The 12,083-nt window shown below is 66.1% G+C and carries 13 protein-coding genes; 8 read left to right on the forward strand and 5 right to left on the reverse strand.

Annotated features, from left to right (window positions below; translation table 11 throughout):
• Window positions 1-72: 72 nt before the first annotated feature.
• The 5 genes from HPY32_RS32630 (at window position 73) to trmD (ending at window position 2,754) form a co-directional block, all read left to right on the forward strand.
• On the forward strand, window positions 73-651 hold the full coding sequence (locus HPY32_RS32630) for a Uma2 family endonuclease (protein ID WP_171983144.1): 579 nt from the start codon (window positions 73-75) through the stop codon (window positions 649-651).
• 207 nt (window positions 652-858) lie between these two features.
• Window positions 859-1,299 carry a 30S ribosomal protein S16 gene (gene rpsP, locus HPY32_RS32635; RefSeq protein WP_067578643.1) on the forward strand — a complete coding sequence of 147 codons (441 nt, stop codon included), beginning with the start codon at window positions 859-861 and terminating at the stop codon, window positions 1,297-1,299.
• A complete protein-coding gene (locus HPY32_RS32640; protein ID WP_062511633.1) occupies window positions 1,299-1,541 on the forward strand; it encodes an RNA-binding protein in 243 nt (80 codons plus the stop codon). Before rpsP ends, HPY32_RS32640 begins: the two co-directional genes overlap by 1 nt.
• Window positions 1,541-2,065 carry a ribosome maturation factor RimM gene (rimM, locus tag HPY32_RS32645; protein WP_067578644.1) on the forward strand — a complete coding sequence of 175 codons (525 nt, stop codon included), beginning with the start codon at window positions 1,541-1,543 and terminating at the stop codon, window positions 2,063-2,065. The genes HPY32_RS32640 and rimM overlap by 1 nt, the downstream gene beginning before the upstream one ends.
• A gap of 5 nt (window positions 2,066-2,070) precedes the next feature.
• Entirely contained in the window at window positions 2,071-2,754 is a 684-nt protein-coding gene (gene trmD, locus HPY32_RS32650; protein WP_067578647.1) for a tRNA (guanosine(37)-N1)-methyltransferase TrmD, read from the forward strand.
• A gap of 457 nt (window positions 2,755-3,211) precedes the next feature.
• Here the strand turns inward: trmD and HPY32_RS32655 are convergent, their stop codons facing one another.
• From HPY32_RS32655 to HPY32_RS32665, 3 genes are read right to left on the reverse strand one after another with little or no spacing between them, the layout of a single operon-like run.
• Window positions 3,212-4,576, reverse strand: a complete 1,365-nt coding sequence (locus tag HPY32_RS32655) for a cytochrome P450 (protein ID WP_067578649.1) — start codon at window positions 4,574-4,576, stop codon at window positions 3,212-3,214.
• Window positions 4,573-5,598, reverse strand: coding sequence for an alpha/beta hydrolase (locus tag HPY32_RS32660; RefSeq protein ID WP_067578651.1), 1,026 nt, complete (start codon window positions 5,596-5,598; stop codon window positions 4,573-4,575). Before HPY32_RS32660 ends, HPY32_RS32655 begins: the two co-directional genes overlap by 4 nt.
• Window positions 5,595-6,017 (reverse strand): GNAT family N-acetyltransferase, encoded by a 423-nt coding sequence (locus tag HPY32_RS32665; protein WP_171983145.1) that lies wholly within the window; start codon window positions 6,015-6,017, stop codon window positions 5,595-5,597. Before HPY32_RS32665 ends, HPY32_RS32660 begins: the two co-directional genes overlap by 4 nt.
• A gap of 450 nt (window positions 6,018-6,467) precedes the next feature.
• On the opposite strand from HPY32_RS32665, the gene HPY32_RS32670 reads away from it, so the two are divergent.
• Window positions 6,468-7,541 carry a GAF domain-containing protein gene (locus tag HPY32_RS32670; protein WP_067578654.1) on the forward strand — a complete coding sequence of 358 codons (1,074 nt, stop codon included), beginning with the start codon at window positions 6,468-6,470 and terminating at the stop codon, window positions 7,539-7,541.
• On the opposite strand, the gene pgfA is transcribed toward HPY32_RS32670, so the two are convergent.
• Together pgfA and HPY32_RS32680 are read right to left on the reverse strand one after the other, a co-directional pair.
• Window positions 7,497-8,519, reverse strand: a complete 1,023-nt coding sequence (gene pgfA, locus HPY32_RS32675) for a cell envelope lipid trafficking protein PgfA (protein WP_067578656.1) — start codon at window positions 8,517-8,519, stop codon at window positions 7,497-7,499. The genes HPY32_RS32670 and pgfA overlap by 45 nt on opposite strands.
• A 458-nt stretch (window positions 8,520-8,977) precedes the next feature.
• On the reverse strand, window positions 8,978-9,631 hold the full coding sequence (locus tag HPY32_RS32680) for a class I SAM-dependent methyltransferase (RefSeq protein WP_216676405.1): 654 nt from the start codon (window positions 9,629-9,631) through the stop codon (window positions 8,978-8,980).
• A gap of 1,300 nt (window positions 9,632-10,931) precedes the next feature.
• Here HPY32_RS32680 and HPY32_RS32685 point away from each other — a divergent pair.
• Together HPY32_RS32685 and HPY32_RS46965 are read left to right on the forward strand one after the other, a co-directional pair.
• Window positions 10,932-11,261, forward strand: a complete 330-nt coding sequence (locus tag HPY32_RS32685) for a hypothetical protein (RefSeq protein WP_156673895.1) — start codon at window positions 10,932-10,934, stop codon at window positions 11,259-11,261.
• Window positions 11,258-11,977, forward strand: coding sequence for a DUF8176 domain-containing protein (locus HPY32_RS46965; RefSeq protein ID WP_507236517.1), 720 nt, complete (start codon window positions 11,258-11,260; stop codon window positions 11,975-11,977). Before HPY32_RS32685 ends, HPY32_RS46965 begins: the two co-directional genes overlap by 4 nt.
• The last annotated feature ends 106 nt before the right edge of the window (window positions 11,978-12,083 follow it).

Consider the following 12,083-nt stretch of genomic DNA (forward strand, 5'->3'; position numbering starts at 1 on the left):
AGCCCGGAATGAGGTGACCGGCCGCCCAGGCGCACGGAGCTGAAGCTGAGCAGATCGGACGGGGAAATGACCATGACCGCCGAGGTTTCTACGATTCACCCCCTGGGGCCCATGACTGTGGAAGACTGGCTGGCCGAAGATCAGCCTGCCGATGGTTCTCGACTCGAGCTCATCCTGGGGTACCTCTACATGACACCGCCGCCTACGGGCTCGCATCAGCACGCCACCTTCCGACTTGCGCTCTGGCTGGACGATTCGCTCAAAGCTGCTGGTCGTAGTGATCTGCATGTTCTTCCCGGAGTTGGTGTTCGACTGAGCACCGCGTTCCGGACCGGCGTTATTCCCGATGTCGTCGTCGTGGATGTCGATGTCAACCACACCAGCTTCGCGCCCGACAACGTGGTCCTCGCGGTGGAGGTCTGGTCGTCCGGCAACACCCGGGCGGAGCGCGACACCAAAGTGGCTGCCTACGCGGGCGCGCGTATCCCGTATCTCTGGATTGTGGAGCTGCCGGACGGGCAACCGGCCAAGTTCTGGGGTTATCGGTTCGGTCAGACCGGCTATCGGCAGGAGATCTTCGCCGAGGCTGGTGAGGCGATCATGCCTCCGGCTCCGGTGAAGGTCGAGGTGCCGACCGCAGATCTGCGCTGACTCGGCCCGATTTCTGCCCCACCGGACTCGTCTGGCAAAATGGACCACCGTCCTCGTCGAGGACAGTGTCAGCCCGTCTCCGGTTACGTACCGCGCGGCGGTCACACACTCTACGCAAAACCGGGCCCGTACCCCGTGCGGGCTGCTGAATTGCGCCGTGACCAATCCGGTCGTCTTCGGGCGGCCGACACCGAAAGGCATCAGCTCATGGCTGTTCGTATCAAGCTCACCCGGCTCGGGAAGATCCGCAACCCGCAGTACCGCATCGTCATCGCGGATGCGCGCACCCGCCGGGACGGCCGGGCGATCGAGAACGTCGGCAAGTACCACCCGAAGGAAGAGCCCTCGCTGATCGAGGTCGACTCCGAGCGCGTGCAGTACTGGCTGGGTGTCGGCGCGCAGCCGACCGAGCCGGTCAAGCGCCTGCTGGAGATCACCGGCGACTGGCAGAAGTTCAAGGGCCTGCCGGGCGCCGAGGGCACCCTGAAGGTCAAGGCCCCCAAGCCCTCCAAGCTGGACCGCTTCAACGCCGCCCTGGCCGCCGCCGACAACGAGCCGGTCGCCGAGGCCGTGACCCCGAAGAAGAAGGCCGCCAAGAAGGCCGACGAGGCCGCCGGTGCGGACGCCGCGACCGAGGCTGCCGAGTAATGAGCGCGGTCGTCGCCGATGCCGTCGAACATCTGGTTCGCGGCATCGTCGCCAATCCCGACGACGTCCGGGTCGAGCTGATCACCAGCCGCCGCGGCCGCACCGTCGAGGTGCACGTCCATCCGGATGATCTGGGCAAGGTGATCGGCCGCGGCGGCCGCACCGCCACCGCCCTGCGCACCCTCGTCGCCGGTATCGGCGGCCGGGGGATCCGGGTCGACGTGGTCGATACAGATCAGTAATGGAACTGGTAGTCGGGCGGGTCGCCAAGTCCCACGGCGTGCGGGGCGAACTCGTGATCGAGGTGCGCACCGACGAACCCGAACAGCGGTTCGCGCCCGGCGCTCTGCTGCGCGGCCGGTTGCCGCGCGCGAAAGCCCTGCAGGAGTACACGATCGAGTCGGTCCGGGAGCACTCGGGCCGACTCCTCGTGCGCCTGCGGGGAATCGAGGATCGGGCCGCCGCGGATGCGTTGCGCGGCACGGTGTTCCTGGTCGACTCCGCCGATCTGCCGCCGTCGGATGATCCCGACGAGTTCTACGATCACGAGCTCGAGGGCCTCACCGTGCGGCTCACCGACGGCAGCGTCGTCGGCGAGGTGACCGAGGTGCTGCACTCCGCCGCGGGCGAGTTGCTGTCGGTCCGCGCCGCCGACGACGGCCGTGAAATCCTCATCCCGTTCGTGACCGCGATCGTGCCCACCGTGTCGATCGCCGACCGGCTGGTCGTCATCGATCCGCCCGAGGGGCTTCTCGACAAGGAGTGACGGGTATGCGTATCGACGTCGTCACGATCTTCCCCGAATATCTGGAGCCGCTGCGAACGGCGTTGCTGGGCAAGGCCATCGATAAGGGGCTCATCGAGGTCGGGGTGCACGATCTGCGGGACTGGACGCACGACGTGCACAAGTCCGTGGACGATTCGCCGTACGGGGGCGGGCCCGGCATGGTCATGAAACCGACGGTGTGGGGCGACGCCCTCGACGCGGTCTGCCCCGACGACGCGCTGCTGATCGTCCCCACGCCCGCGGGCGTGCCGTTCACCCAGGCCACCGCGCACCGCTGGGCCGCCGAACACCACCTGGTATTCGCCTGCGGCCGCTACGAGGGCATCGATCAGCGAGTCTTCGACGACGCCGCCCGCCGCGTGCGCGTCGAGGAGGTCAGCATCGGCGACTACGTCCTCATCGGCGGCGAGGCCGCGGTCCTGGTCATGACCGAAGCGGTAGTCCGCCTGCTCCCCGGCGTCCTCGGCAACCAACAGTCCCACGAACAGGACTCGTTCTCCGACGGCCTGCTCGAGGGCCCCAGCTACACCCGCCCGGTAACCTGGCGCGGCCTGGACGTCCCCGAGATCCTGCTGTCCGGCAACCACGCCAGGGTCGACGCTTGGCGGCGGGAGCAGTCGCTGGCCCGCACCCGCGCGCGTCGCCCGGACCTGCTGCCTCCGGAGTGAGGCGATCCTGAAAGAACCTTACGAGACAACTGATTTCGTAAGTACATGGGTAACTCCATGTACTCACGTCGAACTAGCTTGCGATTGGTGCCGTTGTCAAGACCTACCGGTGTTGAATGTCGTTGTGGCCGTTAGGGCCCTGAACTGCGGATATGTCGATGCCGCACCGGATTTGGTATGTGATATCGAACACTAGCGTTGGCGTCCGTTAGCGTCGTTGGCTGACGTCAGTCATTAAATGGCGGGATTGATGACAAACCCGGGCCGTCAGCCAGCAACCGCTGGGACACGCGCACTGCTCGAGCATGTCGACAACCCCCGTTGAACTGGCGTGATCCCGCCGGGGTCAACACCCGCTGAGGTCACCGTTCCCGCGCAGCGGCACGGTCCGGTCTTGCCGTTCCTGGTAGTGAAGACAGCGCGTCGTAAGCGTGGCCGCCCCGGCGTTGTGGTGCCGTCAAGTTCGTGGTGCCAGGTGTAGGCGTAAACGGTTGGGTTTGATTGTGATCTGCTCGGTGACGTCGAGGGCGTAGCTGGGGTCTGCTGTCAGGTCGAAGGATTGAAGGGTTCGCGCTAGAGCTACGGTGAGTTCGTGTAGGGCGAACTGGCGGCCAATGCAGGCTCGGGGGCCGGTCCCCCACGGCTTGTAGATGTGCGAGCCGAGTTGGCGTAGTCGGTCCGGTGCCCACCTGTCCGGGTCGAACTGCTCAGCGTCGTCGCCCCAGCCGTTCGGGTCGCGGTGGGCTGCCAGTGTCAGCACGAAAACCCAGTCTCCGGGGGAGAATTCGTATTCCGCGAGGGTTACGGGGCGGGTGGCCTCGCGGAAGTAGCCGGGGGCGACCGGCCACAGTCGCAGTGTCTCGTCGAGGATTCGGCGCAGGTAGCGCAGGCGCGCGACATCCTCGTAACCGATCGCTTCCATACCTGGTAGTATCTCGTCGATTTCGGCGCGGGCCTTGTCGGCGATGGTGGGGTGACGTGCCAGCTCGTACAGCGCGAAAGATAGCGCAGCAGCGGTGGTTTCGTGCCCGGCGACCAGCATGGTGAGGCATTGGGCATGGATAGCGGTGTCGTCGAGCTGGTCCGGTGCGGCGAGCATCAGGCCGAGCAGGTCGTTACGTGGTTGCGGTGCCGTGCACCGGGCGGAGATCCTGTCGTCGACAACACGGTGCAGCAGAGCGAGATCTCGGTGGTGCTGTGCTGTTCGTCGGCGCAGCACGGTAGATCTCGCGAGAGTCGGCAGATTGACGGTCCGATTCAGATACCCCAGCCCACGCTGGAGTGCGATGCCGAAGTGGCGGTCGTCGGCGAATCCGCCGAAACTCTGGCCGAATCCGGCGCGTGCGATGATTTCCAAGGCCATCTGCTGGGCGTCTGCAGTGATGTCGATCCATTCACCGGTGCGGGTGCGCCAGCGGTCCATGAGTTCGTCGACGACGGTGAGCATAGTGTCGTGATAGCCGCGCATCGCCTCCCTAGTGAACCCTTGCATGAGGACCCGGTGCGCGGCTTCCCATTCGGGTTCGTCGTTGAATGCGGTGAATAGGCCGCGTCCGGCGATCTCTCGCAATGGCGTGAGGATGGCTCCGACGTGTTTGGCCCAAGACCGGTCGTCGTTGACCTGTTCGATCAGGTCGGTGCTGGAGACGATGATGACGGGTTGACCGAAGATGCGGCGTTCGAAGATGCCGCCGAGGCGGCGCGCGTCACGTGCGGCCTGCTGGGTCGGGCGGGCCAGGTCGAGAGTCAGCACATCACCGAGCAGTGGCACTCGGCCTCGCGGGTGTGGGAGGGAGCGTCGCGAACGATGTGCTGTCCTCATCGGAATCCATGATCGGCGATCGTGCCGAGAAAGTCATCGATCGCCGACCATATTGCACGGTGGGATCGTTCCAGGGTGAGGTTGTGCCCGGCTCCGGGGATCACGGTGGCGTGCAGGTGGGCGTGTGTTCCGAAGTGTGGTTGTTCGGCTGCGGTCAATGTCATGTCGGAGGCACAGTCGTCGCCGGTGCAGGAGGTGAAGTCGGCGCTGCCGACCATGGTGAGAACGGGGAGGTCGATGGCGCGGGACGCCCTTTCGATCAGTTCTGGAGAGGCTGTGGAGGCTTCGAGGTATCCGGCGGTGTCTTTGCGCGCTTCGTCGGCCGCGACGATGTCGGGGTCGGCGTTGGCATAGAACATCGCTCGTGCGCCCGGCCAGGTGGTCATGTATCCGAGGTCGGCGGCGCCGAGGTGGCCGGCGAGCCGCGGGTCGAGTGTTGCGGGCATCGTGAGGACAGGGGACGCGGCGAGAGCGGCGTAGTCGAGCGGGGAATGGGTTGCGCCGGTGGCGATCACTGCATCGACGACCGCCCCGGACCCGACAGCCCCGAACGCTATGTAAGCGCCGTAACTGTGGCCGACCAGGATGACGCTGTCGAGACTGCTCCCGGTAACTCGGCCTGCGTGGACTGCGGCGATGACTTGCCGGATCGCACTGGCTTGGGCCGTATACGTGAGGGCGGCGCTGGGTGGATGCCAGGAGCGGCCGGTACCGAGCCGGTCCAGTGCCAGCGTGCCCTCGCCGCGTCGCGTTTCGTGCCGCACGTAGGAGTAGGAATCGTCCGGGGACGAGAAATCCCAGTACGTACGGTCGTAGGTGAGTCCCGGCAGCAGCACCTGTATCCGGGTAGCTCCGGGTGGCATGCACAGCGTGCCCGCGACCGGCCCACCGCCCGCCTCGATCGTCACCGGCACGTCGATCTGCGTGCAGCCGACGGGTTCGCCTGCGACACAAGGGGTTCCAGATACGAAGGCCATCGCGAGAGCGGTGGCCGCGAAGAACGGAAGCTGGCGGCGGGTCATCGGCCGATGGCGTGCGGATCACGCCACATCGGCCACAGGGGTGTGCCATCCACATCGAAAGGGGTCACGGTGGCGAATCCGGCTGCCTCGTACAGCCCGATATTCTCGTCACGGGTGCACACCAGGTAGGCGGCCTGTTGATCCCTATCGCAGCGGCTGCACCCCGAGCGCAGGAGCGCGCCGCCGATACCCTGACGCTGATACCGCGGAAGCACGGCGAGGTTGCACAGATACCAGTGCGGTTCGCGGGGATGCCAACGGTCGAACAGTCGGCGAGTGCGCAGCGCAGCGGGAAGCCGATGCGCAAACGCTGCGGTTAGCTGGGAAGCAGAGAACAGGAATTCGGTTGTGCTGGTGTCCCACCGACCGGGCGGATCCCACAACGCCACCCCTACGATGCCCTCACCGCCATCTGTCATGGCGATCTCCACACCGCCTCCGTGGATGTGGTGGTGCATGATCGCTGTCCGGAAGTAACGCGGCAGCGCCCATCTCCTCTGCCGAACGTTGGGCCACAAATGGCACACCACCGGATCGTTCTCGAACGCAACAGCGACGGTGGTCGCCGCAGCCGGTATCTCGACGCGATGGAGCGGTCGGATGGTGACGTCCACGACCTCCGACGATAGAGGCCGAGTCAGGGAATAATGGCAAAACACGCGAGTGGCCCCCGGACCCGCGCACTCGTATCTGCGCTGATGGCCATCCGATACGGAACTCTTGGATAGTGAAGCGGACGATGATGCTCTTTCGTAATCCGACCGAAACTGAGATTTGGCCACGATCACCCGGCATCAAGAGCAGCATCAACTGACTGCTGGCAAAAAGCACAGATAGGAGAGATCCGGTACGAGGACGGAGGGGAAATTATGGCCGAACCTGCCATCAACTTGCTGATCGAGACCATGAACTCGCAGCCCACGATCCTGTCGGAAGGCGGGCAGGAGTGGAATTTCCGGCGACCCTCGAACTCGCTGCGTGGCGCGGCCCTGCACCTGGTCGAACACCTCGTGACCGAGGTCAGGCGCCAGGGGAAGACCGTGCAGCGACAGGTGGATGCCCCGGCGTCGACGGTGGTGGGCCCTACCATCGCGGCGGCCCCCGTTCTGGGCCCGGAGTCAGCCCAGGGAAATGTCGTGTTCGCCGTGACCTTGGCCGGGACCGCCGGGCAAGCGGAGAAGCGGGCGGCCGAAACGGCGGCGTGGGAGTGGGAAATCGGGCTGGAGAACCTGCCGCCACGATTGTGGTTGGACGAGCGGTTTCTCGACTTGACCAAAACCGCGCAGGATTTCCGGGATCGTATCGTCTTCGGCCCAGTCGACTTCTTCCGTCCCCTGGCACGGCTGCGCGACGTGATCCACATCTGGCAGCACCTTCGCACAGTGCAGGTCGGCGACATCAGTTCGGGCCGGTTCCCTGTGCGGACCAGTGGCGGAGATCTGCGGCAAATCCGTTGGGCGCAGCGGTGTGTGGAGACCGACGCGGGTCCGCGTGTGCGCGGGGTCTGTTGGGATGTCACCGCTGTGACCGACTCGATGGACGTGCATATCGATCAGGTCGAGATGATGCTGAGCGACAAACTTCTGCATCTGCAGGACGCCTACGCCGCTGTCGGGGACATCACCCATCTCAATGCCCCGGTGATCGTCAAATGGCTGACGCCCTACATCCCGACTATCGGCCACGGCGTCAGCACCGGACAGACTCCCGCTATCCATCCCGACACGCTGGCCAAAATCCCTGGCTGGCTCGAGGCCATCAAGAAGGGCCCGGTCACCGATGTAGGAATGACCCGCCGCGGTGGCGGGGGATGGCTGCAAGTCGTGTTCCACGCCGACCTCCTCGACGCAGCCGCGTTCCCGAACCTCGGCATCATCATCGTGTATCCCGGGGATGTGTCAGTGGTCGCGGCCGACCTTGGCGCGGCGGAGCAGCAGCCCTGAGCCAGCCAATACCGCAAGCGCACCCACCACGGCGAGCAGGACGGGCCCGTACAGGTGTCCCCATCGGATCAGTGTGCGGGCCTGTTTGGCGGTGTTGATCGAGTCAGCCAGCGATTGATCGTCGAAATGGGTCGATAGTTCCAAGCTGGTGACCGCCAGTGGGTCGTCGACCTGGCGTGCCAGGAACCGGCGCAGATGCTCGCGCTGTTCCACGATGACTCCGGAGTCGGGCTCGACCCAGATGTCGCGGGTGTTGCTGTAGTACAGATCGAATGTGGTCGGAGCGTCGCCGGGCAGGCCCCACGCCGAGGCTGGCATGGTGGCCGCCATGTCGGGCTGGTCGGCGTGCAGGTTCAGCGGGCCGATCCGCTGACGAAAGTGGTACAACCGCAGCCCGCTTTCGACCCGGTCGTCATCGATGTAGTCGAGCGGGATGTCTCGCCGGGCGGTGGTGTCGAAATACAGATAGCTGTGCCGCTGCGTGCCGAATGGGAAGTGGAGCTCAAATCCTTTGTGGGGCACCGTATCGGCGGGTTTGCCGTAGTCGAGCGCGATCTGTGCGGGCGGGTCGACCGGCTCGGAGCTGGTGCGAGACACGGTCATTGCCTCGGCGCGCGCGGTCACCAGTGCAGTGCTGCCCTGGCGGTCGGTGCGCAGCACCCTGGTCGACTCCACCAGAGTGACCCGGTCCCGATCGGATGGTGACGCGGACTTCACCAGAGTCTGAACCTTCACCGGCACACCCGTTTCAGTCCGCATCCACCCGGCGAGTACCGCCTTGGTGTCCAGCACCGAGGCATTGTCGGCCAGGGAGACGGCCTCAGCGCGCACACTGATCGGGATACGGGTCAGCCGCGGCATCACATACGTCGGCAACAGAATCGCGACCGCCACGGCAGCCGCCCCGACGCCGAGTAACCCGTACCCCAGCCACGGCTGCCGCCGTACTGCTGCCGGTTGCCTCCCCGCGTCCGTCATGAATCGACAGTAACCCGCCCACCCTGTTCAGCCAGGCAAGTCGACCAGTTATGCGCGCATTGCACAGAATGTGCTGGACATCACACATCGTGTGGGTTAATAATGGGCGGCGGCGGACCCTGCCGCACTTTGGCGGATCACTCTCCTGGTGACTCGTCCCAGCGGAAAAGGCCGCTTGCGTACCTCTCCGACAGAGGTTTTGGAGTGCGCCCCTCCTGGTCGTGCTTCCCGCGCTTCGGTGCAGCTGTGCCCGGCGATCACGCCGTGCGGCACGCGTGCACCTCCCGTGGGAGCAACCAGGAGGGCATCCGATGAGCGCATGCGCCGATTTCCGAGTTCCATCAGCACGGGCCAGGCATGTCCTGCGGCAGTGCGCCGCCACGCGGCTGGTGGCCGATACGGCACAGAACCGGTTCGCCGCAGCCGTCGATCGCCGCCTCGGCGTGCAGATCCGGACGCTACGTGGTGGCGACGTACACGTGGAACGCCTTTCCGCTGCTGCCGACGCGGCGGTGATCGGTGATCGTCAATCCTGCGGCGGTGATGCCGTTGGTGACCTCGTTCAGTGGTCGCAGGATCATGCCGTCCTGCCATGGCACGGTGCGCAGATAGTCGGTATCGCCGATCCCGATCGCCACCCGGCCCCCGGGACGCAGGATGCGGGCGAGTTCGGCGAGCGAGCCCGCCAGCTGGTCGTCGGGGATGTAGTAGAGCGTGTTCACGGTCGCGAGCGCGTCCAAATGGTTGTCCGGCAAGGGGATTCGCGCCATGTGGGCCTGTTCGAGGCGCAGCCTGTCCTGCGCAATCTCGCGGCGGAATCGGCGGCGCGCACCGGTAATGGCGGTGCGGGCCGGGTCGATGCCGTACACCACACCGGTCTCGCCGACCCGGGTCAGCAGCAGCGCCACGCCCAGGCCGCCGCCGAATCCGATATCGGCCACGGTCTCGCCCCGCTGCACTTCGAGAGCGTCCAGCGATCCGGTGATCGGGCCGCTGTTAGCCCGGTTGAGCAGTCGGCCAACCAGATGCCCTGCCACTCCCGACGGCGAGCCGAGTTGCTGGGTGAACCGGCGCATGACCTGTCGTCCGATCGGATCCGAGAGGAGGCCCACGGCCGCCAGTGTTGCATAACCCGCGAACATCCGAGCCTCGTACGCGATGCGGCACCGACTCACCGGGCAATCGCCCGCACTCTGCCGATCCGCCGGATCGACTGGCTGACAGTGACAAGACGCCCGATCGGGAACAAGCGCGGGAGCGCCGACGTCTGCTACGTCGAATATCGTTGCCGCGCAGAAGGAACTGCGGAGGAGAACGGGTTTCCCAGCGGTGGGATTGATCCCGGTTCATCACCCGAATTCGTGACCAAACATGGGTTGTCTCCCATGGTGATCTCGCCCTGGTCAATGGAACCCACGCCATCCCGTCCTGGGAGGCCCGACGGAGGGATCGCGCCGCTGACCGAACCGGGCGGTGGTGATCCAACGCAACCATCGTCCGCCGGAATCTCGCCCTCGCACAGCTGTATCGAACAACGAGTACTCAGGAGGTAGATCAATGTCATCGATATCGGTGAACAAGCATGGTGATCGGATTGTCGGGCGAGCATTGGCTGCGGCTGCTTGCCAGGCCGGGGAGCACGCGCATTCGGTGGGGATCTGGGCGGTGTGGCTGCGGTCGCGCCAGGTACTCGGATGTGAGCGGGTGACACGACTGGATGTCGATCCTGTGGTGTCGTTGCCGGAGGGTGTGAGCGGGGCGGTGGTGGTTGCGGTCGCGCCGTGCCGGGTCGCGGGGTCGGTCATCGGGCGGGTCGATGTGGTGTACGACTTCCTGCAGTCGCTCGGGCTGACCGTGTACGCGGTGCATGTGCCCGCGCTGGTGGCCAGGGTGGTTTGGACATCGTTGCGCGGCCCCGCGCTAGCAGGGCTTGTGCCCGTCGCTCCGGTGCCGCCGCAGCCGTCGTCTCCGCGCCGTCGGTTGCCGTTTGCGGTCCGGTCTCGGCGGCGGTGGTTGACAGCTGCGATGGCACCGTTGGCGGCGGTCGCGTTCGTGTTCCCGGCCGCCCATGCGGTTCCGGCCGGGCAGCCTGGTATCGCCCCGACACCGACCCCGGTCGCGGGGCAGGCAGGAGTGACCGCACCTCCCGCGAAATTGGCTGCGCCCGCTACACCATCGCCTGCGGCGATCGGCAGTGACGACGCTGGTGATCGTGCTCATCCACCAGTGACTCCGGCGGCCACCGAGCCGGTTCTCACCTCGCCGTCCTCTACGGGTCTGGCGTCGGCGAGTTCACCTGCGGCGAGCACCGAGACCACCGCGTTTGCCGAAGGCAGCGATACCGAAGTAGATAGCGTCGACAGCCCAGCGGACGCGGCATCACCGCCTCCGGATAGCGTTCAGGTTGCTGCGGTGAGTGTGCCTCGGCCGCAATGGATGTCCCCCGATACTGCGACGCAGGAGCGAGCGTGGAACGCCTTCGTCACGACCACAGCGGCGGCCGTGATGGATGCGGCGGGCCTGGGCAGTCCGTCGGTCGATCGGCTGCTGGGTACCGAGGAGGGGGCCGATGCGCCCGCTACGGAGGAACCGGCTCCAGTGGCGGCGATCCTGCCGGATCCGGCCGACGCGGTCGGTCCGCTACCGGACTCTGTGACCAGTTGGACCGCCCAGGTCCTGCCTCCGCTGGCCGATACCGCCCGATCGGTGGTGGCTCAGATCGTGCAGGCACCGCTGCCATGACCACGGACACGACACCCCTCGAGGGCGAGGACGACGAGCTGGTCGACCTGGATGCTCCGCACATCGGTAGTGGTGCACTGGGTTTGGCGCAGTGGCTGCTCACCGCGACTACATCGTTGCCGCGTCCACAGCAGCGGCGGTGGCGGCATCCTCTGCCGGGTCGCGCTTGCCGTCCGCGATCGGCTCACACACGGTTCGTCGTCGCCGCGGCCGTGTCGGCGGTTGTCCTGACCGTCGGTGTGTGGGCCGCCACGGACATTGGGTCACCCGGCTCGGCTCCACCTGCCGCGTCCCCGGCGTCCTTGTCACCGGACGATAGCGAGTCGCCGATCGTGGTCGGTACTGCGCCCGATTGTGGACCGGGTACTCGGGCGGCGGTGGCGTTGGTGGGGCCGCGTCCGGTACGGGCACGCTCAGGTGGGCAGGCGATCGTGCTGTTCGAGGCCGCCTACTACCAGGCGCGTGACGGCGGCTTGGCGCGGCGGTTGGTGGCGGCCGAGGCGGCAGTGGCTTCTCCGATGGATATTCAGGCTGGGATCGACTCGATCCCAGCCGCGACGACCTTCTGCGCGCGCATCCAGCGGCTGCGGCCGGACCTCTACGACGTCCAGATCCGCGAGGATCGCCCGGCCGAGCCGCAGAACGTGTGGCGGCAGCGGATCGCGACCAGCGACAGTGACGGGCACACGATGATCACCGCCATCACCGCCGTCTAGCGAACTCCTTGTGTTGTGGTCGCAGCACATCACCACCGTCGGTATCGACAAATGCGCGATGATCACCTCGATCGTCGACTACCACCATGGGACGTTGCGGCACCGC

Origin of the sequence: Nocardia terpenica (assembly GCF_013186535.1) — a bacterium.
In the GTDB taxonomy this organism is placed as follows: Bacteria; Actinomycetota; Actinomycetes; order Mycobacteriales; family Mycobacteriaceae; genus Nocardia; species Nocardia terpenica.